General features: G+C 72.0%; 24 protein-coding genes and 1 pseudogene. 14 read left to right on the top strand and 11 right to left on the bottom strand.

The annotated features are described in order from the left end of the window. Positions 1 to 125: 125 nt before the first annotated feature. Complete coding sequence (locus AB0K36_RS20230; RefSeq protein WP_364596077.1) at positions 126 to 2,024, top strand: SpoIIE family protein phosphatase; 1,899 nt, start codon at positions 126 to 128, stop codon at positions 2,022 to 2,024. A gap of 65 nt (positions 2,025 to 2,089) precedes the next feature. Here the strand turns inward: AB0K36_RS20230 and AB0K36_RS20225 are convergent, their stop codons facing one another. Beyond that, positions 2,090 to 3,421 carry a PP2C family protein-serine/threonine phosphatase gene (locus tag AB0K36_RS20225; protein WP_364596074.1) on the bottom strand — a complete coding sequence of 444 codons (1,332 nt, stop codon included), beginning with the start codon at positions 3,419 to 3,421 and terminating at the stop codon, positions 2,090 to 2,092. Positions 3,422 to 3,740: 319 nt separating this feature from the next. Between AB0K36_RS20225 and AB0K36_RS20220 the strand changes: the two genes are divergently transcribed. Beyond that, the gene (locus tag AB0K36_RS20220; RefSeq protein ID WP_364596071.1) at positions 3,741 to 4,634 is read left to right on the top strand and encodes an HAD family hydrolase; all 894 of its coding nucleotides are present in this window, start codon (positions 3,741 to 3,743) and stop codon (positions 4,632 to 4,634) included. A 2-nt stretch (positions 4,635 to 4,636) separates the two neighbouring features. Then, positions 4,637 to 7,054 carry a glycoside hydrolase family 65 protein gene (locus AB0K36_RS20215; RefSeq protein WP_364596068.1) on the top strand — a complete coding sequence of 806 codons (2,418 nt, stop codon included), beginning with the start codon at positions 4,637 to 4,639 and terminating at the stop codon, positions 7,052 to 7,054. Between the two features lie 117 nt (positions 7,055 to 7,171). On the opposite strand, the gene AB0K36_RS20210 is transcribed toward AB0K36_RS20215, so the two are convergent. Beyond that, positions 7,172 to 7,657 (bottom strand): ATP-binding protein, encoded by a 486-nt coding sequence (locus AB0K36_RS20210; protein WP_364596065.1) that lies wholly within the window; start codon positions 7,655 to 7,657, stop codon positions 7,172 to 7,174. 213 nt (positions 7,658 to 7,870) lie between these two features. Between AB0K36_RS20210 and AB0K36_RS20205 the strand changes: the two genes are divergently transcribed. Then, entirely contained in the window at positions 7,871 to 8,110 is a 240-nt protein-coding gene (locus AB0K36_RS20205) for a DUF397 domain-containing protein (RefSeq protein WP_364596062.1), read from the top strand. Between the two features lie 90 nt (positions 8,111 to 8,200). Beyond that, positions 8,201 to 9,103, top strand: a pseudogene (locus tag AB0K36_RS20200) (helix-turn-helix domain-containing protein). Positions 9,104 to 9,253: 150 nt separating this feature from the next. Here the strand turns inward: AB0K36_RS20200 and AB0K36_RS20195 are convergent. Both AB0K36_RS20195 and AB0K36_RS20190 read right to left on the bottom strand, forming a co-directional pair. Beyond that, positions 9,254 to 10,063 (bottom strand): SAM-dependent methyltransferase, encoded by an 810-nt coding sequence (locus tag AB0K36_RS20195; protein ID WP_364596115.1) that lies wholly within the window; start codon positions 10,061 to 10,063, stop codon positions 9,254 to 9,256. Between the two features lie 166 nt (positions 10,064 to 10,229). After that, on the bottom strand, positions 10,230 to 11,135 hold the full coding sequence (locus AB0K36_RS20190) for a LysR family transcriptional regulator (protein ID WP_364596059.1): 906 nt from the start codon (positions 11,133 to 11,135) through the stop codon (positions 10,230 to 10,232). A 119-nt stretch (positions 11,136 to 11,254) separates the two neighbouring features. Here AB0K36_RS20190 and AB0K36_RS20185 point away from each other — a divergent pair, with 119 nt between their 5' ends. The 3 genes from AB0K36_RS20185 to AB0K36_RS20175 all read left to right on the top strand — a co-directional run bounded on the left by AB0K36_RS20185 (position 11,255) and on the right by AB0K36_RS20175 (position 13,821). After that, positions 11,255 to 11,959, top strand: a complete 705-nt coding sequence (locus AB0K36_RS20185) for a type 1 glutamine amidotransferase domain-containing protein (RefSeq protein WP_364596056.1) — start codon at positions 11,255 to 11,257, stop codon at positions 11,957 to 11,959. Positions 11,960 to 12,296: 337 nt separating this feature from the next. Beyond that, positions 12,297 to 13,118: a VOC family protein gene (locus AB0K36_RS20180; RefSeq protein ID WP_189473067.1), complete on the top strand. Its 822-nt coding sequence runs from the start codon at positions 12,297 to 12,299 to the stop codon at positions 13,116 to 13,118. A 22-nt stretch (positions 13,119 to 13,140) separates the two neighbouring features. Continuing rightward, complete coding sequence (locus tag AB0K36_RS20175) at positions 13,141 to 13,821, top strand: HAD family hydrolase (RefSeq protein WP_364596053.1); 681 nt, start codon at positions 13,141 to 13,143, stop codon at positions 13,819 to 13,821. 101 nt (positions 13,822 to 13,922) lie between these two features. Here the strand turns inward: AB0K36_RS20175 and AB0K36_RS20170 are convergent, their stop codons facing one another. Then, a complete protein-coding gene (locus AB0K36_RS20170) occupies positions 13,923 to 14,960 on the bottom strand; it encodes an NAD-dependent epimerase/dehydratase family protein (RefSeq protein WP_364596050.1) in 1,038 nt (345 codons plus the stop codon). A gap of 178 nt (positions 14,961 to 15,138) precedes the next feature. On the opposite strand from AB0K36_RS20170, the gene AB0K36_RS20165 reads away from it, so the two are divergent. The 5 genes from AB0K36_RS20165 (at position 15,139) to AB0K36_RS20145 (ending at position 18,781) form a co-directional block, all read left to right on the top strand. Continuing rightward, the gene (locus AB0K36_RS20165; protein WP_364596047.1) at positions 15,139 to 15,822 is read left to right on the top strand and encodes a HemK2/MTQ2 family protein methyltransferase; all 684 of its coding nucleotides are present in this window, start codon (positions 15,139 to 15,141) and stop codon (positions 15,820 to 15,822) included. A gap of 52 nt (positions 15,823 to 15,874) precedes the next feature. Next, positions 15,875 to 16,021 carry a CDGSH iron-sulfur domain-containing protein gene (locus AB0K36_RS20160; protein WP_364596112.1) on the top strand — a complete coding sequence of 49 codons (147 nt, stop codon included), beginning with the start codon at positions 15,875 to 15,877 and terminating at the stop codon, positions 16,019 to 16,021. A gap of 3 nt (positions 16,022 to 16,024) precedes the next feature. Then, positions 16,025 to 17,038, top strand: coding sequence for an iron-containing redox enzyme family protein (locus AB0K36_RS20155; RefSeq protein ID WP_364596044.1), 1,014 nt, complete (start codon positions 16,025 to 16,027; stop codon positions 17,036 to 17,038). 189 nt (positions 17,039 to 17,227) lie between these two features. Then, complete coding sequence (locus tag AB0K36_RS20150) at positions 17,228 to 17,479, top strand: DUF5133 domain-containing protein (RefSeq protein ID WP_005321215.1); 252 nt, start codon at positions 17,228 to 17,230, stop codon at positions 17,477 to 17,479. A 99-nt stretch (positions 17,480 to 17,578) separates the two neighbouring features. Then, on the top strand, positions 17,579 to 18,781 hold the full coding sequence (locus AB0K36_RS20145) for an FUSC family protein (RefSeq protein ID WP_189473064.1): 1,203 nt from the start codon (positions 17,579 to 17,581) through the stop codon (positions 18,779 to 18,781). Positions 18,782 to 18,920: 139 nt separating this feature from the next. On the opposite strand, the gene AB0K36_RS20140 is transcribed toward AB0K36_RS20145, so the two are convergent. Together AB0K36_RS20140 and AB0K36_RS20135 are read right to left on the bottom strand one after the other, a co-directional pair. Next, a complete protein-coding gene (locus AB0K36_RS20140) occupies positions 18,921 to 20,171 on the bottom strand; it encodes a cytochrome P450 (protein ID WP_364596041.1) in 1,251 nt (416 codons plus the stop codon). A gap of 55 nt (positions 20,172 to 20,226) precedes the next feature. Then, on the bottom strand, positions 20,227 to 20,919 hold the full coding sequence (locus AB0K36_RS20135; protein WP_364596038.1) for an ANTAR domain-containing response regulator: 693 nt from the start codon (positions 20,917 to 20,919) through the stop codon (positions 20,227 to 20,229). 119 nt (positions 20,920 to 21,038) lie between these two features. Here AB0K36_RS20135 and AB0K36_RS20130 point away from each other — a divergent pair, with 119 nt between their 5' ends. Continuing rightward, positions 21,039 to 22,205 (top strand): PAS domain-containing protein, encoded by a 1,167-nt coding sequence (locus AB0K36_RS20130; RefSeq protein WP_364596035.1) that lies wholly within the window; start codon positions 21,039 to 21,041, stop codon positions 22,203 to 22,205. Here the strand turns inward: AB0K36_RS20130 and AB0K36_RS20125 are convergent. The 4 genes from AB0K36_RS20125 to AB0K36_RS20110 form a co-directional block, all read right to left on the bottom strand. Then, positions 22,186 to 23,004, bottom strand: coding sequence for a SigB/SigF/SigG family RNA polymerase sigma factor (locus AB0K36_RS20125; RefSeq protein ID WP_364596032.1), 819 nt, complete (start codon positions 23,002 to 23,004; stop codon positions 22,186 to 22,188). The two genes, AB0K36_RS20130 and AB0K36_RS20125, sit on opposite strands and share 20 nt — an antisense overlap. Before the next feature lie 164 nt (positions 23,005 to 23,168). After that, entirely contained in the window at positions 23,169 to 23,921 is a 753-nt protein-coding gene (locus tag AB0K36_RS20120; RefSeq protein ID WP_364596029.1) for a metallophosphoesterase family protein, read from the bottom strand. Then, positions 23,918 to 24,172, bottom strand: a complete 255-nt coding sequence (locus AB0K36_RS20115; RefSeq protein WP_189472962.1) for a BON domain-containing protein — start codon at positions 24,170 to 24,172, stop codon at positions 23,918 to 23,920. Before AB0K36_RS20115 ends, AB0K36_RS20120 begins: the two co-directional genes overlap by 4 nt. Beyond that, positions 24,159 to 24,854 (bottom strand): nucleotidyltransferase family protein, encoded by a 696-nt coding sequence (locus tag AB0K36_RS20110; protein WP_364596027.1) that lies wholly within the window; start codon positions 24,852 to 24,854, stop codon positions 24,159 to 24,161. Before AB0K36_RS20110 ends, AB0K36_RS20115 begins: the two co-directional genes overlap by 14 nt. Between the last annotated feature and the right edge of the window lie 152 nt (positions 24,855 to 25,006).

Raw genomic sequence — 25,006 nt, 5'->3', positions numbered from 1 at the left:
CCCGCCCGGCCGGGCGGTGGAGCAGCGCGCTGCCGCCCCGGATGCGAGCATGACGAGAGGGCCGTCGAAGACGGGCCCGCGCCGGTGCGGCGCAGGAGGAACGGGCGACCCGGGGATGGTGGGGCGTGAACGGCGCTGACCGGCCGCTGGAGCTCGACTTCCTGCGCGCCGTGTTCGAGAGCGTGGGTGCCGGGCTGTTCATCACCGACACCTCGGGGCGGCTCACCGCCTCGAACGCGTGGGCCGATCGTCTCCTCGACCGCGACACCGGGCAGATGCGCGGTCAGGACCTCCACGACCTGCTGCACCGGCAGGCCGACGGCAGGCCCATCCCCCGGGACGAGTGCCGTGTCCTTTCCGTACTGACAACCGGCAGCCCCGCGGAGGGGAGCGACGAGTTCTATCTGCGGGCCGACGGCACGACCGTCCCGATCATCTGGGCCGCCACGCCCCTGGTGCGGCAGGGGAAGGTGGAGGGCGCGGTGATCGTCTTCCACGACTTCAGCCTGCACCGCCGGGCCGCCGACCAGCAGGCGACGCACCTCATCGCACTGGAGGAGCTCACCGAGCGGCTGACGATCGTCGCGGAGATCTCCGCGGTGCTCAGTTCCACCCTGGACGTCCCGAAGATGCTGAACCGGCTGGTGCGCCTGCTGGTGCCGGAGCTGGGTGACTGGGCGGCGGTCGATCTTCGTACGCACCCTCAGGCCGACGACATGCGCCGGATCGTCGTGCGGTGCGACAACCACGGCGGGGAGGACTTCGGCGGGGCGGACCACGGCGGGGAGGACTTCGGCGGGGCGGACCACGGCGGGGAGGACTTCGGCGGGGAGGACGACGGCTGCTCGGACACGCTGCTGGGGCCGTTGCCGCCGTTGACGGAAGCACCCTCCGCGTCGGCCCTCGCCCGGGTGATGCGGGGCGGCCGGCCCCTGCGGCTGGACGCCGAGGACCTCACCCCGCAGGCGCCGCTCGCGCGGGCGCACCGGGACCTGTTCGACCGGCTCGGCGGGCACTCGGCCGTGGTGGTGCCGCTGAGCACCACGCGCCAGGTGTTCGGCGCGCTCACCGTGGCGCGCAGCGGCGAACGCCCGCCCTGCACGGAGGCCGACCTGCTGGTACTGGCCGACATCGGCCGCCGGGCCGGCCTGGTGCTGGACAACGCCCAGCTGTTCGACCAGCAACGGCAGCTGGCGGAGACCATGCAACGTCAGCTCCTCACGCCGCTGCCCCAGGTGGACCACCTCCAGATGGCCGCCCGCTACCAGCCCGCGGAGAGCGCCGCCGAGATCGGCGGCGACTGGTACGACGCCTTCCTCCTCGCCGACGGCGTCACGACGATGGTCATCGGCGACGTCGTGGGCCACGACCTCAAGGCCGCGGCCCACATGGCAGAGGTGCGCAACATGCTCCGCGCGCTCGCCTGGGACCGGCAGGAGCCTCCCAGCCTCATCATGCGCCGTCTCGACGAGGCGATGACGAACACCAGCGACGCCCCCATGGCGACCGCCGTTTTCGCCCGGATCGAGGGCCAGGAGGGAGGGCCGTGGCAACTGCACTGGGTCAACGCCGGCCATCCGCCGCCGCTCCTGGTGACCTACGACGGCCAGGCCCGCTACCTCGAAGCGGGCCACGGACCCCTCCTCGGCATGGACTCCGTGCTGCATCTGGGCCTGGGATGGCCGGACGCCCGTGAGAAGCTCCCCGCCCGCTCCACTCTGCTGCTCTACACCGACGGCCTGGTCGAGAGCCGGACCCGTTCCATCGACGAAGGCCTCGACCAGCTCCGCGGGCACGCCGCCGAACTCGCCCACCGGGACGTCGAGGACTTCTGCGACGAGCTCCTCGCCCGTCTGGCGCCCAGCGGCGACGACGTCGCCCTCCTCGCCCTGCGCATCCCGGAGCGGGGCGAGGGCCGGGGCGGCGAGCCGCCGCCCCGGCAGCATTCGCACAGCCCGGCCGCGCCCAACCGCGCCGCCCCCGGGTCCCAGGTGGAGGACACCGAGGTACGGGACACGTCCTGACACATGGCGCCCCCGAACCGCCGCTCCGTCCCGGCGGTCGGCGTCCGCGGCGGACCCGGACCGCGTCAGGAGGCGAGGCGGGCCGCGAGGAGGGCGACGTCGTCGTGGAACGCGTGGTGGCCGTGTTCGAGGAGCGCGTCGCAGAGCTCGGACAGCGGGGCGGACGCCCGCACGGCGGCGATGCCGGTGGCGTCGGCCATCCCCTCGTCGATGGACCGGCGGGGGTGCTCGACCAGCCCGTCCGTGTGCAGCAGCAGTGTGCTGCCGGGCGGAAGCGTCTCCGCCTGGTCCTCGCGCTCCATCGCCGGATCGACGCCCAGCGGCAGGCCGGTGTCCGTCTCCAGGTAGCGGGCCCGGTGGTCCGGTGTGACCAGCAGCGGCGGCAGATGGCCCGCACTGGACCAGTGCAGCCGCTTGCCGTGGGCGCTGGGCTCGAGCCTGGCGATGATGACGGTGGCCATCGGGCCACCGTGCAGTTCGTGCAGGACCTCGTCGAGCCGGCGCAGGATGCGGCTCGGCGGCTCCTCCTCCTCGAACGCGATCACCCGCAGCATGTTGCTGATCTGGCTCATCACGGTGGCCGCTTCGAGGCCGTGGCCCATCACGTCCCCGACCATCAGACACGGCACACGGCCCGGCAGCCGGACGAGGTCGTACCAGTCGCCCCCGATCCGCGGCGTCTCGGTGGAGGGCTGGTACCTGGCCTCGAGTTCGAGGTCCTCACGACGGGGCATCCGGGGCAGCAGCCTGCGCTGGAAGTCCTCCGTGGCGTGTCTCAACCGGTCGTACAGGCGGGCGTTCTCGATGGCCACACCGGCGGCCCCGGCCAGCGCCACGACGATGTTCTCGTCGTCGTCCGTGAACGGCTCTCCGCTCCTCCGGTCGGCCAGGTAGAGCGTGCCGTAGAGCTTGTCGCGCACGCGTATCGGCACCCCGAGCAGGCTGGTCATCGCCGGGTGGCCCTGCGGGAAGCCGATCGCGTGGGGATGTCGCGCCACACGGTCGACGCGCAGCGGGTGCGGATCGCGCACCAGCTCGCCGAGCAGGCCGGTGCCGTGCGGCAAGCGGTCGCCGAGGGCGGCGAACTGGTCGCGGCCGAAGCCGGAGGTGATCAGCTCGGTGAACTCACCGGAGTCGTCCAGCACACCGAGCGCGGCGTAGCGGGCCTGCGCCAGCTGACGGGCGGTCTCGTTGATGGTGCGCAGTACCGAGTCGAGCTCCAGCTCCTTGCTGATCGCGAGAACGGCGCCCAGCAGTTCCCGCACGCGTCCGTGCGCGTGCGCGACCTGCCGGAGGCCGTCCTGGATCTGGTCCAGGTAGTCGTCGCCCTGGTGAGACGGGAGGGCGGGAGCAGGGGACCGCGGGTCCTCGGGGCCGCCCGGAACTCGTCGTGCCATCGAAAAGCCCTTCGCCTGGGTTTCGTGGCGGGCCGCTCTTCCTGCGGCGGGTACCCATCCGCCCGGCAGCGACTCACGGTGGGCGGGGGATGCCGGGACCTCCCGGGACACCCCGGCGGAGCCGCTTCGGGCGCCCGGAACATGATCGCGGCTGCCGCCCGCCGCCACGGCGCGGGCGGAGCCGTCCGGCGGGCACGTGCACGCCCGGGCTTCAGCGCGCAGAGCACGGGGTACGCGGCCATCCTTGAACGCGTGGCTCCCTCCACCGGGCGAACGAGTGCGGCCCGGCCGACGGGGTCACTGAGCAGGGAGGACAGCCATGGACGTACGCGTGGGTCCCGCACCGCCCGACCCGGCCGGCGATCCCGGAACGCACGCGGCCGTGAGCGGCCCCCGCTGGCGCGGTGTCGACGCCGTCGTCCTCGACACCGACGGCGTCATCACCGACTCCGCCCGGGTCCACGCCGCGGCCTGGAAGACGGCCTTCGACGCCTGCCTGCGGGCCCACCCGCCGGACGCCCCCGAGGCCCGCCGGCCCTTCGACGTCCGGGACGACTATCTGCGCCACGTCGACGGCCGTTCCCGCCAGGACGGGGCCGCGGCGTTCCTGGCCTCGCGCGGGCTGCGGCTGCCCGAGGGAAGCCCTGACGACGCGCCCGGGACGGACACGGTGGGCGCCGTCGCCGCGTACAAGGAGCGGCTGTTCACCCAGCGACTGCGTGAGCAGGGCATCGACGCCTACCCGGGTACCGCACGACTGCTGCGGATGCTGCGCGACCGTGCCGTTCCACTGGCGGCGGTGTCCGCGTCCCGCCACGCACGGGAACTGATCACCCGGGCCGGGGTCCTGCCCTGTTTCGACGTCCTGATCGACGGCGTGGAGGCGGCCCGCCTGAGGCTGCCGGGCAAGCCGGAGCCCGCGCTGTTCCTCGAGGCGGCCCGACGGCTCGGCGTCCCCCCGGACCGGGCGGCCGTCGTGGAGGACGCCCTGGCCGGCGTCGAGGCCGGCCGACGCGGCGGCTTCGCCCTGGTGATCGGCGTGGACCGTACGGCCGGTCCGGGGACGGGCGACGCCCTGCTCGAGCACGGCGCGGACCTCGTCGTCCGGGACCTCGCCGAACTGCTCCCCGCCGGGCAGGACCGGTCCGGCGAACCGGCCGTGCCCGCGGAACGCCACGCGGAACCGGCCGCCCCCGAGCCCCCAGAGGACTGACCATGCACGAGTGGATCTGGACGTACGAGGGATACGACCCCGCGCGCGAACGGCTGCGCGAGGCGCTGTGCACCCTCGGCAACGGCTACTTCGCCACACGGGGAGCCGCCCCCGAGTGCACCGCTGACGACACGCACTACCCGGGCACGTACGCGGCGGGCTGCTACAACCGTCTCACCTCGACCGTCGCCGGCCGGCAGGTCGAGAACGAGGACATGGTCAACCTGCCCAACTGGCTGCCCCTGCGCTTCCGTCTCTACCGCGTCGCCGGCGACGCGGCCTGGTTCACCCCGGACAGCACGGCGCTGGCCGAACACCGCCAGAGCCTCGATCTGCGGGCCGGCACCCTCGAGCGCACCATGCGCTACGTGGCCGAGGACGGCCGTGCCCTCACCGTGCGCCAGCTGCGGCTGGTCCACATGGCCGATCCCCATCTCGCCGTGCTGCGCACCCAGTTCACCGCGGAAGGCTGGTCCGGCGACATCGAGGTCGAGGCCGCGCTCGACGGAGCGGTGACCAACAGCGGCGTGGCGCGCTACCGGGAGCTCAACGGCAGCCATCTCGTCCACGTCAACGCCGGTGACGGCGAGCCCGACACCATGTGGCTGCGCTGCCGCACCACGACCTCCGACATCCGGATCGGCATGGCGGCCCGCACGATCGCCGACGAACCCACCGACGAGGAACGGGCCCGCAACGCCCATGAACCGCTGCGTGCCGTGCAGTTGCTGAGGCTGACCCTCCCGGGCGGCGTCACCCGCACGGTCGACAAGACCGTCGCGCTGCACACCTCGAGGGACGCCGCGATCAGCGACCCGCTGCACGCGGCCCTCGGACGGGTCGGCCGGGCGCCGGGCTTCGAGGCGCTGCTGGAGTCGCACCGGACGGCGTGGCGGCAGCTGTGGCGGAGGGGTGAGCTGGACGTGCCGGGGGAGGCGGGCAGCATTCTGCGGCTGCACCTCTTCCATGTGCTGCAGACGCTGTCGCCGCACACCGCCGACCTCGATGTCGGTGTGCCGGCCCGTGGTCTGCACGGCGAGGCGTACCGCGGACACATCTTCTGGGACGAGCTGTTCGTCCTGCCGTATCTGAACCTGCACTTCCCCGAGGTCTCCCGGGCCCTGCTCATGTACCGGTACCGCAGGCTGGAACAGGCCCGCGTGCTGGCCCGCGACGCCGGTCACACCGGCGCCATGTACCCGTGGCAGAGCGGCAGCGACGGCCGCGAGGAGACGCAGGAGCTGCACCTCAACCCGCGGTCCGGCCGCTGGCTGCCGGACCACTCCCGCCTTCAGCACCATGTCGGGTCCGCCATCGCGTACAACGTCTGGCAGTACTGCGAGGCGAGCGGCGACGCGGAGTTCCTGCACACCAAGGGCGCGGAGATGCTCACTCAGGTCGCCCGGTTCTGGGCCGGATTCGCGCGGTACGACGACCAGTTGGAGCGCTACCGCATCCGCGGCGTCGTCGGTCCGGACGAGTACCACGAGGCGTACCCGGGCTCCTGCCTGCCGGGTCTCGACGACAACGCGTACACGAACGTCACCGCCGTGTGGGTGCTGGCCCGCGCCCTCGAGGTGGTGCGTGAACTGCCGGAGCCGCGCCGCCGTGAGCTGTACGAGCGCATCGGCCTGGACCGCGGGGAGCTCGCCCGCTGGGAGGAGGTGTCGCGCCGGATGTACGTGCCCTTCCATGACGGTGTCATCAGCCAGTTCCACGGCTACGGCGACCTGGAGGAGCTCGACTGGGACGGCCTGCGCGCCCGGCACGGGGACATCCGCCGTCTCGACCGGGTGCTGGAGGCCGAGAACGACACCGTCAACCGCTACAAGGCGTCCAAGCAGGCCGACGTCCTGATGCTGGGGTACCTCTTCTCGCCGGCCGAACTGAGCGGCCTTTTCAGGAGGTTGGGCCATGAACTCGACGAGGAGACCTGGCACCGGACCGTCGACTACTACCTGAAGCGCACCAGCCATGGCTCGACCCTGAGCGGCCTGGTGCACGGGTGGGTGCTGGCACGCGTACGGCGCGAGGACGCGTGGACCTACGTCAAGGAGGCACTGGAGGGCGACATCGCCGATCTGCAGGGCGGCACCACGGAGGAAGGCATCCACCTCGGGGCGATGGCGGGCACACTCGACCTGGTGCAGCGTGGCCTGACCGGGATGGAGACCCGTGGCGGGGCGCTGTGGTTCGACCCCGTGCACTCGCCGCAGCTCGCCGAGTACGGCTTCTCCGTCCGCTATCACGGCCACTGGGGGGTGAGGGTGCGGATGCGGCCCGGAGAACTGCACATCGGCGTGCCGGCCTCGGACGGTGGACCGATCGAGGTGCGGCTCACGGACCGGACGGTGTCAGTCGAGCCGGGCGGCTCCCGGCTGTTGATGCTGCCCGACGACGGGCACCGGCCCTCGCCCTGACGGGCTCTTTGACCCGGCCGGCCCTCGCCCGGCGGAGAGCGCCCGAACCGGACGCACGGCCCCTCGGCCTGACGGGCCCTCCGCACCGGCCGGCCTGGGCCGCCGGTGTGTCGCGGCTCAGGTGGAGCCCCGCTGTCCCGGCAGGGGCAGGCACGCCCAGACGGTCTTGCCCGCGGGAGGTGTCGGCCGCCACGACCAGCTGTCGCTCAGCGAGTCGACCAGCAACAGGCCGCGGCCGCCAGAGGCGGCCGGGCCGGGATCACCGAGGCGCGGCGGCTCAGGACTGGGGTCGGTCACCGCGCAGACGAGCTGGCTGCTGTAGCGGAAGAGACCGAGCCAGACCGGGTACTCGTCGGTGCACGGCGCGGCGGGCGGAAGAGCGTGCCGCACGGCGTTGCCGACGAGCTCGCTGACGATCAGCTCGACGTCGGCCACCAAGGGTCGCAGCGCCCACTCGTGGAGGGTGCTCGCGGCGAACTTCCTCGCCTGCCCCGCGTTCCTCGGGCGGCCGTCCAGCCCGCACGCGGAGAAGCCGCCGGGGACCACCGGCTCCTCCGGGGCGTACTCCGGCGCGTCGGCGGGCATGCGGGGCGGACGTTTCACGCCAGATTGCGTGAGACCGCTCCCGAACCCATGCCGTACATCGGTCCCCGAGCGCGCCGGCACGTGAGTCGTCACTGGTCATGTCTCCCTGCAGGCTTCGCCGTTCGACAGCAGACACAGGGCGAGTATTGTCGAGCCGACCCGCGGATGCAATTGCAGATGGGATTGCATCGGTGGGATCCGGACCAAACGTGTGCGAGCAGTGAGGAGTTGATGGGCGTGGAGTTCGTCAACGGAATGCAGGCCAGTGCGCTGGAGTCGGTGACGTGGATCAAGAGCAGCCACAGCAACGCCACGGGGAACTGTGTGGAGATGGCGGCGCTGCCGGGCGACCGGATCGCGATCCGGAACTCACGTGACCCGCACGGACCGGCACTCGTCTGCTCACGCGACGCGTTCGCGGGATTCGTGGCAGGAGCCCGTGAGGGTGGTTTCGACACGGTAATCGGCTGAAAACAGTCGGTGAGTGGGCGACTTCCCCATGGCCTCGCCACGCGAGTGCTGGATACTGTCGTCGTCCCTATTTCTCCGCAGGAGCGCCTGATGGCTGCAGTCGAACCGAGTCCGTCGTTGTTCGTCCGGCCGCTGGGAGCGGTCGAGAACAACCCGACCGCCCTCAGGCTGATCCTGGGTGGCAAATTGCGCCAACTGCGGGTGAACGCCGGGCTGGACCCTGCGGACGTCGACGCCCGGCTGGGTTTCTCGCGTTCCAAGACCAGCCGGATCGAACTGGGCCGCCACGGCTGCAAGCCGGCCGACGCGATGGCGCTGCTGAATCTGTACGGCGTCGCGGCGTAGGAGCAGGTCGACGAGTTCATGCGGCTGGTGACGCAGTCCCGCCAGACCGACTGGTGGCGCTCCTTCAGCGACGTCCTCTCGGACTTCTTCGAGCCGCTGGTCGCCCTGGAGGGCGCCGCGGCGACGATCCGTACCTACGAGCCGTTCTACGTGCCCGGTCTGCTCCAGACCGCCGCGTACTCCGAGGCCGTCGTCCGGTCAGGACCGGGGCACCTCCTGACGCATGATGTGCGGCGCCGGGTCGAGCTGCGCCAGGAGCGCCAGCGGCAGCTCGACACGCCGGAGGCACCCCGCCTGTGGGCCGTGATCGACGAGTCCGTGCTGATGCGTACGGTGGGCGGACCGCATGTGATGCGTGAGCAACTGCTGCACCTCGTCGGGATGATGGAGCGGCCGCGGGTGACCTTGCAGGTCGCGCCGTTGGAGGTGACGGCCTCCGTCGGCGTCGGTACGGGCGTGACCTATCTGCGTTTCGCGCTGAGCGACCTGAAGGACGCGGTCTACATCGAGCACCTGACCGACAGCACCTTCTCCCAGAAGCCGCAGGCCGTCGAGCAGTACCGTGACATGCTCGACCGGCTCGGCGCGTGCGCCCTCACTCCCAAGCAGTCGCTGGAAATGCTCGAGCAGCGCATCAAGAGCCTCTGAACGCCTGGGACCCGAGCATGTCGCCGTGATCCGCCGTGCGGTGTGCTCGTCCTCGAAGCCCGCGCCGCCGGACGGCGACAGCGGCGGCCCTGCGAGCCCGCTCCTTCGAGCCGGCTCACGGGGTCGCCGCTTGCGCGTACCGCCGTGCCGCTACGGGATGCGCGCGACCCCGCCCCACTCGATCCATTCGTCGGTCTGCTGCACGGGCGCCAGATCGTTGTCAGGGCGCCAGGTGGAGACCTCCACCAGCCCGGGCTCCAGGATCTCCATGCCGTCGAGGTAGGCGGCGACCTCGTGCTCCTCGCGGACCCGGCCCCAGTGGTTGTCGGTGGCCTGCGCCATGTACTCGGTGACGAACTTGCGGATCTCCGGCCGGTCGCTCACCAGTTGGCAGACGACCAGGAAGCTGCCCGGTGCCAGTCGTTCCGCGACACGCCGCACGAGACCGGCCGGATCGTCCTCGTCCGGGATGCAGTGCATCACCGACACGAAAAGAGCCGCGACAGGCCGGCTGAAATCGATCAGCCGCTGGGTCTCCTCATGGCCGAAAATACCGTCGGTGTCGCGCATGTCGGCCTGGATGACCGTGGTGCGGTCGTTCTCGTCGAGCAGGGCCCGGCCGTGCGCGAGCACGATGGGATCGTTGTCGACGTAGACGACCCTGGACTCGGGGTCGACCGACTGCGCGACCTGGTGGACGTTGTCCTGGGTCGGCAGACCGGATCCGTGGTCGATGAACTGGCGGATGCCGTAGTCGGCCGCCAGCATCCGCACCACACGCCGCAGGAAGCGGCGGTTGTTGACGGCGAGCGTCTTCGTACTGGGGACCTGCTTCAGAAGTTCTTCGCAAGCGTCGCGGTCCGACTGGTAGTTGTCGTCGCCCCCCAGGAAGTAGTCGTACATACGTGCCACGCTGGGCACTTTGGTGTCGATGGCGTCGGGGCGCCACGAACTCTGCATCCAGTCCTCACCCGCGTCGATGGAGATCCGGTTCTGTGGGATCCACATGCTAGGGAGACGCTGCACGGCGGTACAGACGGATGGCGGGGGCAGCGCTCCGGTACGTCGGCTTTCGGCCATGGCGCTCCGTCCCAACTGCCCCACTCTCACCAGGCGTTGCGGCCCGTCAGAGCGCGCCCCACGAGTGGGCGCGGGTGCGGAGGTGGTCGTGGACGAGCGCCAAAGGCGGATGGACGAGGGCCCCTGCCCTGGTCGCCAGGTAGAGCGTGTTGAGCGGCGGGGCGGCGGGCTCATGAAGCAGTTCGACGGAGCCCGCCGAAAGGGCCGGCTCGGCGAGATAGCGGGGGAGGGCGCTCACGCCCGCACCCGCGACCACCGCGGCCAGAACGGCACGCAGGTCCGGGACGATCACGGAAATGTGGTTCGGCGGCCGGCGGTCGAACTCGCTCAGCCAGTAGCGGCGGACGATCGGCAGGTCGTCCGCGTAACCGACCAGCGGCAGATGGGCGAGGGCGTCCACCGGATCACCGGCCAGCCGGGCGCTGTCGACGCTGCGGGCCAGGGACGGCGCGCCGACGAGGACGAACTCCTCGTCGATGAGCGGCGTGGCCACGATGTCCTGCTGCGTCGGCCTTATGGCGGACACCACCAGCTCCACATGTCCCTCCGCGAGCGCGGCCAGCAGGTCCCTGGCGAGACCCAGCGTCACATGGATCCGCAGCCCCCGGGTCGTCAGCGGGGCGAGCGTGGGCAGGACGCGCATGGCCATCAGCTCGCCGGGGCCGGCGATCCGCACGGTCCCGACGTGCGCCGTCCCGGCCCTCGACGGTTCCAGCGCCGCCCGCAGCTCGTCGAGGTGCGTGCCGACGCGGGCGGCGAGGTCGGCCGCGTGCGCGGTGGGGGTCACGCCCTTGCGGGAGCGGACGAACAACTGCTCACCCAGTTGGTCCTCGAGCCTGGCCAGCTGCCCGCTCACGGCCGGCTGGGTGAGCCCGAGGCGCTCGGCCGCGGCGGAGAGCGACCCGCAGCGGTAGATCTCCACGAAGGTCGACAGCAGATCAAGTCCGGGCACGCAACCCTCGCTCCATAAGAGAAGTTATGACGCTCATGATGCCCGCGGATGATGCGGGGTCAAAGCTGGGGTTGTCCGTATCGAACCGCAACACACCCGAGCCCCGTAAGGACTGTTCCATGTCGAAGATCCTCATGGTCGTTTCCGGCGCCGACAGCCTCAAGCTGTCCGACGGCACCAGCCACCCCACCGGCTACTGGGCCGAGGAGGTGGCCGCCTCTCACGAGGTGCTCCGGAAGGCGGGCCACGACGTGGTCATCGCGACCCCGGGCGGCGTCCGGCCGACCGTGGACCCCATCAGCCTCGACGAGCGCGGCGGCGTGGAGGAGGCGGACGCCAAGAGGTTCCGTGCCTACCTGGACGCCCTCGACGCCGAGCTGGCCCGGCCCACCGATCTCTCCACGGTGTCGGCCGGCGACTACGACGCCGTGTACATCCCGGGCGGTCACGGTCCGATGGCCGACCTCGCCGTCAGCGCCGACCTCGGCCGGCTGCTGGCCGACGCCGACGCGCAGGGCAAGATCGTCGCGGCGCTCTGCCACGGCCCGGCGGCGCTGCTCAGCGCCGTGGGCGAGGACGGCTCCTTCGCCTTCTCCGGGCGTGAGATGACCACGTTCAGCGACGAGGAGGAGCAGCAGGGCGGCCTCGGCGACAAGTCGCCCTACCTGGTCGAGTCGCGCCTGCGTGAGCTCGGCGCCGTGGTCCGGCCCGGCGAGGCGTGGGCGAGCCGGGTCGTCGTCGACGGCAACCTCGTCACGGGCCAGAACCCGCAGTCGAGCGCCGACACGGCGCGGCAGGTGGTCGAGGTGCTGGCACGCCGCTGACCTGTTCCCCTTCCATGCGACAGGGCCCGGCCGGGCTTCCCCGGCCGGGCTTCCCCGGCCGGGCCCTGCCCCGTCTTCGCCGCCGCACCGGTGGCTGCGAAGGCGCAGCCGCCACGCCCGGGCGGAGCAGCGCTCCCGACAGCCGCGCACGCGGCCGCCGCACCGGCGTTACGGACGGCCGCCACCAGGGCACTCGAGTCAGGGAAGCACAGCCGGACCGGGTGACTGAAGGCTCCCTTTCGCACACGGACCGTGACGCCGCGTTCGCCGGTCGCCGCCCGGGGGAGCACCATGGAACCGGCCCCGCGTGAACCGCCCCCGACCGCCGGACATGGTGATGAACGAGAACTCGACCCCGACCGTGACCGCCGCCGCTGCCGCGTCCGCCGCGGTGTTCGGCGCGCCCTGCTGGGTCAGCCTCATGGCCCGCGACCTGCAGGCGGCCCAGGACTTCTACGGGGCCGTGCTCGGCTGGAAATTCCGCAAGGGAAGACTGGGCGACCAGTTCAGAGTCGCCGTGGTCGACGGTTCGCCGGTCGCCGGGATCGGCGCGCTGGCACCCGCGCTGACCGTCGCCGTCGCCTGGACCCCGTACTTCGCCGTGGAGGACGCCGACCGGACCGCGAGTCGCATCCGGGAACGCAGCGGCACCGTGGCGGTGGGTCCGCTGGCCCTGTCCATGGGCCGCGGCGTACTCGCGGCGGACCGCGACGGCGCCGTCTTCGGCCTCTGGGAGGGCGAACTCATGCGGGACTGGCCCGCCTGGCGTGACAAGGCGCCCGCGTGGATCCGGCTGCTGGCCAAGGACGCCTTCGAGTCGGCGATCTTCTACGGCGAGGTGTTCGACTGGGCGTCCGACCGGGCCGGCTGCTGCGAGGTCAGCTACCTGGAAGGCGCGGTCGTGCTGCACCGCGAAGGACGGGTGCTCGCCAGACTCACCTCCGGAGCGGACGGCACCGCGACGAACCCCCTGCTCCATCCCCGCTGGCACGTGCACTTCGCGGTGAAGAACCTCGAGGAGACGGTGCGTACGGCCGACCGGCACGGCGGCACCGTCCTCGCCGAGCGCACCACCCCGCACGGCGCCGAGGTCACCCTGCGGGATCCCGACGGCGCCATCTTCAACGTGACCGCCACGGACAACGCCGTACCGCAGTAGCACCTGGGGAAGGACCTGAGACATGGACCGCGCCGCTGTGTTCGACGTCGACGGGACTCTGGCCGACACCAACCATCTCCATGTCGTCTGCTGGTGGGAAGCCTTCCGGCAGGCGGGGCACCACGTGGCCATGGACCACATCCACCGCTCCGTCGGGCTGGCCGGCCAGGACCTGGTGGAGCACGTGCTCGGCGACGAGCGGGACACCGCGCAGGACGAGGCGATCAAGGCCGCTCACAAGGCCCTCTACGGGACGTACTCCGACCGGCTGCCGGCGTTCGACCAGGCGGGAGATCTGCTGCGCGCCCTGGCGGGCGACGGCTGGACGGTGGTACTGGCGAGCTCGGCCGGCGGGTCGGAGCTCGCCGCGCTCCGGCGGGCCGTCGACGCGGACGACGCCATCTCCGCGATCGCGGGCGCCGACGACGTGGCCGAGGGAAAGCCCGCTCCCGACCCGGTCGAGCACGCTCTGGAACTGGCCGGGGTTCCGGCCGACCGCGCCGTGTTCGTCGGCGACACGGTGTGGGACATGCAGGCCGCGTCGCGGGCGGGGGTGCGTTGCGTGGCGCTGCTGTGCGGCGGGATCCCGCGTACCGCCCTGGAGGCCGCCGGGGCCGCAGCCGTCTTCGACGATCCGGCGGATCTGCTGGCGCGGATCGGCACCGGCCCGTTCGCCGAACTGCTGGAGCCGTCCGGACCCTAGCCGGGGACCGCTTCGTACACGTGCGCTTCGTGCGGACCACGCGAGAGCTTCCGCGCGGGCCGCTTCGCCCCGGCCGGTCGCTACGGCCACGGGCGCGGCGCTCAGTGCGCCAGGTGGCCCACCAACGGCGCCGTCCGCTCGCCGGAGCCCTTGCGGACGCCGCGCAGGAACTCCTCCAGCGCCGCCGTGGCGGTGTGCCGCGGCTGCCATTCCAGCTCTTCCCTGGCCCGGGCCGTGCTCATCACCGGCATCCGCAGCAGCGCGTCGAACAGCTGCGGCGACGCCGGAACGGCGCGCAGTCCCCATGCGGCCGACACCACGGCGTGTGCCGCCTGCCGGGGGACCCGCACCACCCTGGCCTTGAGCAGCTCACCGAGGGCCCGCGCGTCGACGACCGGTTCGGCGGCGAGGTTGAAGGCCCCACGCGCGTCGAGGAGAACGGCGAGGAGATAGGCCTGTGCGGCGTCGTCGGTGTGCAGAGCCTGGAAGCGCAGTCCCTCGATGTCGGGCACGAAGGGAAGCAGCCCCGGCCTGATCAGCGGGCCCGGCAGGAATTTGCCGGCGAAGATCCGCCGCTGCTCGCTGGCGGATGTCTCCTTGAACATGAACGCGGGCCGCATGCGTGCCACACGGATCCCGGTGTGCCGCAGCTCGAAGGCGTCGAGCGCCCGCTCCAGGTAGGACTTCTCGCGGCAGTAGGCCGCCTCCGGCCAGCCGTGCGTGGGCCACGACTCGCCGACCCCGGGACCGGTCTTCGGCCCCGGCGCGTAGGCGCCGACCGACGAGGCGTGGACGAGCGCCGGTACCTGTGCCGCGGCGACCGCGTCGAACAGCCTCAGCGACCCGAGGACGTTGGTGCGCCAGGTCGTGGCGGGGGAGTGCGTCGGCTGGAAGCGCCACGCCAGGTGGATCACGGCGTCGGCGCCCTCCAGATGCCGCACGAGCTGGTCACCGGCGTCCTCGTGGGCCAGGTCCACGGACGCCCAGGACGTCCGTGAGATGTCCAGGTCGGGTACGCGGCGGGCGAGACCGAGGACCGAGGCGATCCGCGAGTCCTCCGCGAGCGCCCTCACCACGCTCGTGCCCACGTTCCCGGTGGCCCCGGTGACCACCACCCGCAGTCCTGTTTTCACGCTCATCAGCCACTCCGTGGGATTCCCGGAACACCGGCCGGCTGCTGCACGGGTCCCCGGCGGCCGCGGACCGAAACGGATGAAACGCGCGGTGCTGGGCACACGGGATCAAGAAGCTGGGCAACGGGATCAAGAAACCGCCGGGCCGGCAGGACGCCGGCACAGTCTGCCGAGGGAGTCAGGAATGACCCATCTGCTGGGAGTGGACCGGGGCGGAGCCGCGCTGGTGCTCGCCCCGGGTGTGTACGCCCCGCAGAGCGACACGTTTCTGCTCGCGGACGCGCTCGGGCGTGAACCGCTGAGGCCGGGTGCCGAGGTACTCGACGTGGGCACCGGCACCGGAGCGCTGGCCCTCACGGCCGCCCGGCGCGGCGCCCGTGTGACAGCGGTCGACAGCTCATGGCGTGCCGTCGCCGCCACCCGCCTCAACGCCGTGCTCGCCCGCCGTCGGGTGCGCGTGCTGCACGGTGACCTGCTGGATCCGGCCATGGGCCGGCGCTTCGACCTGATCGTGTGCAATCCCCCCTACGTGCCCGCACCGCACGCCCGCCCGCCGCGGCGCGGCGCGGCCGTCGCCTGGGACGCGGGCCACGACGGCAGGGCCGTCCTGGACCGGATCTGCGACGGCGCTGCGGAACTGCTGAACCCCTCGGGTGCCCTGCTGATGGTGCACTCGGCGCTCAGCGGCGTCGGGGCGACCCTCGAGCGGCTGCAGGGCGCCGGCCTGGACGCCGCCGTCGTGGAGCGTCGTCTCGTCCCGTTCGGGCCCGTCCTGCGTTCGCGCAGGAAGTGGCTCGAGCGGCGGGGTCTGATCGCTCCCGGCGAGGACAAGGAAGAGCTGGTGATCATCCGTGCCGATCGAGCATGAGGACCGAACGGCCCCGGAGCCCTGTCGTGTGACGGTGACCAGGGAGGGCCCGATGCTGGTGGAGGGCCCCGTCGAGGTCGTCCTCGACGACGGGACCACGGTGCGGTCCGACCGGTTCACCGTCGCGCTGTGCACCTGCCGGCGCAGCCGGACGTACCCGTGGTGCGACACCAGTCACCGCCGAAGGGGCAGGAGGTGAACGATGACGGACCTCGTCACGGCCACGGAAGCGGCCCTGGAGGGCGAACTGCCGGGCGGGCGCGGCGAACTGTCGCAGGGCGTGCTGAACGCACTGCGTGCCCCGGCCGGCGCACAGCTGCCGGACCCCGCCTCCGCGAAGCGCGCCGACCCCTTCGGTGACGACCTGCAACTCGCCCTGTACGTCAGCTACGAACTGCACTACCGGGGCTTCGCCGGGGTCGACCCGGCTTGGGAGTGGGACCCGGCGCTGCTCGCATTGCGCGCGGCGATGGAGCGGCGCTTCCTTCACGCGCTCCGCGACCGGACCGCGGGTCACCCGGACGTCCACGACGCACTGGACGAGCTGCTCGTCGAACCGGTGGACGGCACGGGTGTGTCGTACTTCCTCAGGGACGAGGGACAGCTCTGGCACCTGCGCGAGTACGCCGCCATGCGCTCCCTGTACCACCTCAAGGAGGCCGACCCACACGCCTGGGTGATCCCGCGGCTGCACGGCAGGGCCAAAGCCGCCTTCGTGGCGGTCGAGTTCGACGAGTTCGGCGGCGGACGCGCCGAACGGGTGCACGCCCGGCTCTTCGCCGACCTGATGGCCGACCTCGGCCTCGACCCCTCCTACGGCCGGTACCTCGACGCCGCCCCGGCGGAGATGCTGGCGAACGTCAACCTGATGTCGCTCCTCGGCCTGCACCGGGCCCACCGGGGCGCTCTGGTGGGGCACTTCGCCACCGTCGAGGTGACGTCCTCACCCGGTTCGCGCCGGCTCGCCGAGGCGATGCGCCGTACCGGCGCGGGGCCCGCGGCCGAGCACTTCTACGCGGAGCACGTCACCGCCGACGCCGTTCACGAACAGATCGTGCGCCGTGACGTCATCGGCGGACTGCTCGCCGACGAACCCTCGCTCGCGCCCGACGTCGCCTTCGGCATAGCGGCCACGACCTGCCTGGAGGACCGCCTCGGTGACCGGCTCATGGCCGCCTGGCAGGACGGCTCCACGAGCCTGCGGGCACCCCTGTGAATCCGGAAAGCTGTGAAAACCGGGGCGGCGGCTGTGAACGGCCGGTTCCGGCGTGCCGTGGCCCCTCCATACCAGCGACTACCTACAGTAGCCAGCTGTGTGGCGGACAGGACCGCTCCGGTTCACAATGAGGCACCGGACGGACCTCGCTCCGCCGTGTCAGGGGGCCGCATAAACCGGGAGACCACGATGCTGATGCCCGACACGAGTGTGATCACCAGGCTGATTGCCCGCTACCGGGCGCAGGAACATTACGTCCTCGCCGCTCCCCACGACGACTCCGCGCGGCGACGGTTCGAGGACACCGCGTACACACTGTGTGTGCTCATGTGCGAGCGCACGGCCCGCGACGCGCTGCTGGCCGCCGAGACCTACGTGGGCCGACGGATCAGGTCGGCCGCACCGGCCGTCGGCGAGGGCGCGGCATCCGGCGGGCGCTGAGGGGGATCCCGGACAGACCGGTACGCACGGGTCCGGGCGAGGGAGCGGGGAAGGACGAAGGTGTCTGAGGTTGAGGCCCGCACGAGGCTGCGAGCGCCGATGGCCGGCATCGTCAGCCGGAGCAAGGAACCGGCCGTCGTACAGACCGTGCGATCGACCGCTGCGGCGACCATCTCGTACGTGGTCGCCGTGCAGGTGCTCGACAGTCCCGTCGCCCCGCTCACCGCGCCCCTGACCGCGCTGCTGGTCGTCCAGGTCACTCTCTACTCCACGATCACCACCGGTGTGCGCCGGGTGAACTCCGTCGTCGTCGGCGTCCTCATCGCCATCGGCTTCAGCGCGCTCGTCGGTCTGACCTGGTGGAGCCTCGGGCTGATCATCCTGGCCTCGCTGGTCGTCGGCAGATTCGTGCGGGTCGACGAGTTCGTCCCCGAGGTCGCGATCAGCGCCATGCTCGTGCTCGGCGTGACCCAGGTGACCGGCGCCGCCTGGGACCGGGTGCTCGAGACCCTCATCGGCGCCGTCGTGGGGCTCCTCTTCAACATGCTTTTCGTACCGCCGGTCTGGGTGGAGGCCGCGGGCGAGTCGATCGAGGACCTCGGGCGGCGCATGCGACGGCTGCTCCTGCGGATCGGTGAGGAGCTGACGAGCCCCACCCCGGTCGAGCGCGCGGCGGCCCGGCTCCACGAGGCCCGCAGGCTCGACAACGACATCGCCGACGTGGACGCGGCGCTGCGCCAGGCCGAGGACAGCCTCCGCTTCAATCCCAGGGTCAAGGAAGGCCTGTTGCACCGCATCGTGCTCCGTACCGGCCTCGACACCCTGGAGATCTGCGCCGTCGTTCTGCGGGTGCTGGCCCGCACCATCACCGACCTCGCCAAGGAACGGCGGGAGGAGGAGCTGTTCTCCCACGAGGTGGGCGTCGCCCTCGAGGAGCTCCTCTCGCACGTCGCCGACACGCTGGTGAGCTTCGCCGTCCTCGTCACGACCCAGACCAGCGAGAGCGCCGACGCGGCGGAGGAGCGGCTCACCGGGGAACTCGCCGCCGCCCGGGCCAGCCGCGACAACGCCGCCGATCTGCTGCTCAAGGGCGTGCAGCGACAGCCGCGCCACTGGCAGTTGCACGGCGCGCTGCTGACCGAGATCGACCGCATCCTCGACGAGCTGGACATGGACCACCGGTCACGGCGTCTCATGGAGGAGCTCGACCGCCACACCCGGGAACGGCGGGAGAAGCGCCCGCGGTTGTCGGCCCTCCGTGACTGGCTGTGGGGCAGGACGCCGCGCCGCAGGGTCCCCTGACCCGTCGGCGTGGGCGGCGGACCCGGACCCGGACCCGGACCCGGACCCGGACCCGGACCCGGACCCGGACCCGGACCCGGACCCGGACCCGGACCCGGACCCGGGTCCCGGTCCCGGGCCGCCGCCGTGCGCCGGTTCGTCAGCCGGCGGCCGGCGGCCGGGGCGCCAGCAGGAAACCGTCGACCGGGCGGGTGGGGATCCGGCGCAGCGGGATCGACAGGTCCTGCGGCGGAACACCGTGCTCCAGCCGCGCCAGTTGTGGCACCAAGGCCTTCAGCAGCGCCACGGTGACGTCCTCGCCGGGGCACCGGTGGCCCGTCGCCGTGTCGCCGCCGCCCTGGGGGATGAGCAGGTCCGCACCGACCGGCCCACCGTCGGCGAACCGCGCGGGCTCGAAGACGTACGGGTCGGGCCAGAGCGCCGGATCGTGATGGTGGCCGAAGACGTCGAGCAGCACGAGTGTGCCCTCGGCGATCCGCTCGCCCCGCCATTCGAGGTCCCGCACCGCGACACCGCCCAGGAACGGCGCGAACGGGTAGAAGCGGCGGACCTCATGCGCGAAGGCTTCCGCGTACTCGGGGCCGCCGTCCCGGAGCAGCTCCCGCTGCCGCGGCCACCGGTGCATGGCATGGGCGGCGAACGTCATGAACCAGGCCACCGCCGCGGTCGGCCGGATGATGTTGAGCACCTCGACCGCGGCGGTGTGCGGGTCCAGCAACTCGTCGGCGTCGTCGCGGTGGAGTGCCACGGCGTGCAGCGCGGAGCCCGAGTGCTCCGTCCCGCTCCTGCGGACCTCCTCGATCAGGCCGCTCAGCCGTTCCTCCTGGCGGGTACGAGCCTTCCGCGCACGCCAGTGCCGTGGACCCGCGGTGGCGAAGCCGTCGACCATCGCGACCAGGTCGCGCGCCGTGGCCCGGCCGTCGTCCTCCCCGCGGGGCACCCCCGCCCAGTCGCAGACGGCGCGGGTGATCACCACGCTCGCCTCGGTGAACAGTTCGATCCGCGGCCGGTGTGCCCACTCGGCGGTGGCGGCGTCCCACTCCTTCACGGCCTCTCCGGCAAGCGCGTCCACTGACGTCGCGTCCTTGAGGAGGGAGACGAACAGGGCCTTGCGGGCCCGGTGCGCCGGGCCGTCGAGCGTGTGCACGGCTCCCCGGCCGAAGAGCGTGTCCAGGACGGGCCCGGGCAGCGCGGAACGGCGTGCGACGTGCTGCTCGTCGTAGAAGAAGGGCACCGCGTCGAGGCCGTGCAGGGCGACCGCCGGGCGGCCCATGAGCCGGGTCCGCACGGGGGCGCCGCCACTGCGCCGCATCAGGTCGGGCAGCCAGGCGTACCCCTCGAGGAGCGCGGGCAGGGTGGCGTCGGGGCGAAGGATCTCGCGTAGTTCCATGCGGGGAAGGGTTCCCCGTCGACCCGGTGAAATGCCCTCATTCGCCCTGATGTGGTCACTGAGGGTGCTGCTGCGCCCGCAGACTGCGGCCCCTGCTGCGCACGATCTCCTCCGCCACCGCGCTCAGCTTGCGGTTCGTCCGCTGCGAGAAGCGCCGCAGGACGTCGAAGGCCTCGGCCGGGCCGCAGCCCAGGGCGTGCATCAGGATGCCGCTGGCCTGGTCTATGACGGCGCGTGAGTCCAGCGCCGTCTCGAGCTGGTTCACCTGGGCGAGTGCCGCCCGGTAGAAGTGGTCGCGCACCAGTCCCTGGGCGAACTGCTCGCCCAGCACGACCACCGGATGATGCGCCAGATGGGCGAACGCCCCGGGATGGAAGCTGTAGAGACTCAGGGTCACCTCCACCTCGCTGCGCCGGAACGGCATCGTGAAGCTGGAGCGGATACCGGACTCCAGGGCCGCGGCGCGGTAGTCGGGCCAGCGCTCCTCGTCCAGCAGATCGACGGCCGCGACGGGCTCGCCCGTGTCCAGGGCGCTCGAGGTGGGACCCTCGCCCGAATCGAGCTCGACGGAGATCAGCGTCGTCAGATCGGGGTGGGTGGCGGCGGCACGGCGCTCGGCCGAGCCGTCGGTGACCGTGGTCGCGGCGCCGCAGCAGGGCTCCACGCAGCGCATCGCCGCTTCCGTGAAGTCCGAAAGGTCACGGGCGCCGGCGGCGGGTTCCACGGTCAGGTCCGTCGGGGGCAGCATTGCGTGTCCTCCTTCCGCGGGTGCGGCTGCCCGCCCCCTCGCACCACAAACCCCCGGTGACTCATGCCGAACTCCAGGTCGTCGCGTTGCGCCGCCGCCCGGTCGGATAACTTTCTCCCATGGCGCAGAGCGATGAGTTCGGCGGTGACCTCGAGGATTTCGTCCGCCGGGTGGCTGAGCTGAAAGCCGCCCGGGGACTGCCGCCGGACGAGCAGCAGACCTTGCTGGACGCGGCCCTGTTCGAACTCCAGCACGTATCGGAGACCCTGTGGCCCAAGTACGAGCGCCTGGCGGCTCAGGGCCCGGCCCGTGCGGCGGCGGACCGTACGGAGCTCCAGCTCCTCCGGGCCCTCTTCCAGCGGCTGCCGCTGCCCGTGGCACTCATCGGGGGTGACACCGTCGTCCGCCGGATGAACCTCGCCGCCACGGACCTCACCGGTGTACGGGCCGGCTTCGCCGCCGGCCGGCCGCTGTCCGGACTGCTGCGCCCCGGCGACCGCAGCGCTCTGCGCTCGCAGGCGGCCGCCGTCGCCAGGGGAGAGGGGCCGCGCAGTCTGCGCGTCCATCTCCAGCAGCGTCCGGAGGAGACGCTGCGGGCCACACTCACCGCCCTGCGCCCGCCGAACGAGCCGCACCCCGCCGTGCTCATGGTCCTGCAGTCCGAGATGACCGACGACCGGCGTGACGACGGCCGGGCGGGCCGGCCCGGGACCAGGCTGCGCCGCGCCACCGCCCCCGATCTCGCGGAAGCCGCCGCGCACGCGGCCCAGATGGACCTCTTGGACGGCATGACCACCGCCCTGCTGCGCGCGCCCGCCGGCGACCCGGAAGCGGCGCTCGGCGCGGCCGCGGCGGTCCTCGCCGAACACGGCGCGGACTGGGCCGTCGCCGACCTCGTCACCGGCGCCGGTCTGCGCCGTATCGCCGTACGGGGCCCGGCCGGCGAGGAGGCGGCCGCGCTGGCGGCACGTATAGCGGCCCAGGACCCCGCCGGCTGCCCGATCGTCGTCGACTGCGCCGGTGAAGGCTCCTCGCTGCTCCAGGTGCGCCCGGAGGACCTCGACTGCTTCGGCCGTGACGGGGACGGTGACTCCGTCCTGGTCCAGGCCGACGTCACGTCCCTGCTGTGCGTGCCCGTCCAGGAACGCGGTGAGGGAGGGGGCCGGGTCCTCGGGGTGCTGTCGCTGTTCCGCAGCGGAGGCACACCCGCCTTCTCGATGGCGCACGCCCGTGCCGTCGACGTCGTCTCGCGGCACGTCGCGCTGGCTATGCGGCGCGCCGCATGACGTCCTCGTGCACGGCCTCGTCCCGCATGACCTCGTTGCGCAGCTGGTCGCAGCTCCGGCTGATCAGCCGGGACACGTGCATCTGGGAAATGCCCAGCGTCTGCGCGATGCTGCTCTGGGTCATGTCGCGGAAGAAGCGCATGTACAGGATGTTCTGCTCACGTTCGGGCAGCTTGCGCAGTCCCGGCTTCACCGCTTCGCGGTCCACGAGCACGTCGATGGCCGGATCGGCCGATCCCAGCGTGTCGCTGAGCGAGTAGCCGTCGTCGGCGCCCGGGAGCTCCGCGTCGAGGGACAGCGCCGTGAAGCTCTCCAGAGCCTCCAGACCCACCAGCGCGTCCTCCTCGGACACACCGGCGCGTTCGGCGATCTCCGCGACCGTGGGGGCGCGCCCCGAGACGGTCTGTACGAGGTCCTGGCGGGCGAACCGGACGCGGTTGCGCAGGTCCTGGACGCGGCGCGGCACGTGCAGGGCCCACATGTGGTCGCGGAAGTGCCGCTTCACCTCGCCCACGACGGTGGGCACCGCGAAGCTCTCGAACGCGCCGCGTGAGGGGTCGTAGCGGTCGACCGCCTTGACCAGGCCGAGAGCGGCGACCTGCTGAAGGTCCTCGATGGACTCGCCGCGGTTGCGGAACCGGCCGGCGATCCGTTCGGCCATCGGCAGCCAGGCGGACACGATCTCCTGGCGTACTTCCTGCCGCTCGGGTCCGTCGTCGAGTTCCGCCAGCCTGCGGAAGGCGGCCGCTGTGTCGGGGGCGTCGGAGTGAGAGTGCTTGGTGTGAGCGAACGTGGGCATGATGTCGCGACTCCCTGGGATATGGGGGCTGCTATGCCGGAAATCGAGTCACCCGGGGGAACACGGACAGGGGCCTGACGCACCCGGAGCATCCGCTCCCACGGGGCGTGCCTCCTGTCCGAAGCACAACACGCACCTGCCCGGGCGTGTGCGGCCAAAACCTCTCAGCCGACGGACGGTACGTCGATCCGGGCGCCGACGGGGACGTGGTAGAGGGCGAACGCGTGGCCGATGACCGGCTGCGCGACATTGCGCACCTTGACACCGCCGGCGGTCATCCCGTGCTCGGTGCCCATGTGGGCGTGGCCGTGCACCGCCAGGTCCGCCTCCGCCTCGTCGACCGCCTCCGCGAGGAGATACGTGCCCAGGAACGGATAGATCTCCGGCGGCTCCCCGGCGAGCGTGTCGGGGACCGGTGAGAAGTGCGTGAGGGCGATGAGTACCTCGCAGCCCTGTTCCCGCAGATCGAGCAGGGAACGTGCCAGATCGGCCGCGCACCGGCGGCTGTAGCGGACGAAGGACCTCATCTCCGGCTCGCCGAACTCGCCCGCGCTGCGGCCCGCGAAGCCGCCTCCGAAGCCCTTCGTACCGGCGATGCCGACCTTCGTGCCGCCGACATCGAGCACCGTGCCCTCGCCCTCGAGGACGGTCGCGCCGGCCCGCTCCAGCAGGCCCGTCACCTCGTCCTGAAGGTCACTGTGGTAGTCGTGGTTCCCCAGTACCGCGACGACCGGCACGGGCAGCCCCTTGATCTCGTCGGCGACCACCTCCGCCTCCTCGACGGTGCCGTGGCGGGTCAGGTCGCCCGCCAGCAGCAGCATGTCGGCGCGGTCACCGAGCGTCTCCCAGGCGGGGCGCAGCAGTCCCCGGCTGTCGGGCGCCAGATGGATGTCTCCCACGGCAGCAACACGGATCACTCGAGCTCCTCTGGCCGTTCGGGGGCCGTGGCGCAGGCGACCGTGAGGTCGGCCCGCACCGGCAGCCCGCCGAGTTCGGTCTCTGCGATGCGCAGGATCTCGCTCCTGCACGCGGTCGTGGACACGGTGCCCCACAGGTGCACGTATCCGCCGCGCATGTCGATCTGTACGCCCAGTTCCGAGATCTCCTCGTCCGCGAGACGCTCACGCAGACGCGCGATCCGGTACTCGGAAGCCTCAGGTTCCTTCACGGGGCACCTCCCGCGGCGGGATGACGTCCAGCCGCTCCAGCAGATAGAGGAACGCGTCCGGCATCGGAGAGGAGGAGTGCTCGCGGCGCAGCCGGTCCCAGTCGACCCGCTCCCGCAGCGCCCGGGCGATCGGCAGCAGCGCGCCGAAGTCGCAGTGGTGCTCCGACAGCGCCGTGAGCCGGCTCTCCAGCAGGTCGGACGGGGCGAGCACCGGCATGTGGACGGAGTCGACCGGCAGGATCTCGGCCCGGTCGAGCATCTCCTTGGTGACGGGGCGGTGGGCCAGTTCGAAGATCAGGTCGATCTCCTCGCCGCCCGCTCTGGCCTTCACCAGCCAGTCCTCCGGCGGGGAGACGACCTGGATCCCCCCTTCGACGAGGGTCCGTACCACGCCTTCGGCGTCCTGCCTGCGGAGGCAGAAGTCGGAGTCGTGCTGCAGCCGGATGGGCACACCGTGCGCGTAGGCCGCCACGCTGCCCACCAGGGCGAAGGGGTACCCCGAGGCCTTGAGCAGCGCGCCCACCTGCTTGGTCGCCTGAAGGATCGCCTGGGTGTGGTCCTGCGGCAGTTCGTCCGGGGCGGTCGCGGCCGGTTGGACGGCGGCGACCGCGTCGAGGGCTCCGCCGGGCCCGGAGGCTCGCGGCAGAGTTCCCGGCCGGGCCGTGTCCTGGGGGTGGTTCATCGCCGGTTCTCCGTCCTGGGTCCGTCTCGGAGGTCGTTGGCTGTTTCCCGCTGTCCGCAGACGTCGTGAGGACACGACAGGTACCCCGTCGACGGCGATTGATCCGTCCCCGGCGGTCGTGGTCCGCCGGGCGGCCCGGCTCCCCTCCCGCC

The organism is Streptomyces kurssanovii, from assembly GCF_040677245.1.
Classification (GTDB): Bacteria; Actinomycetota; Actinomycetes; order Streptomycetales; family Streptomycetaceae; genus Streptomyces; species Streptomyces kurssanovii.
The sequence above is the reverse complement of the archived record's forward strand: the minus strand, read 5'-3'. Positions and strand labels throughout refer to the sequence as shown.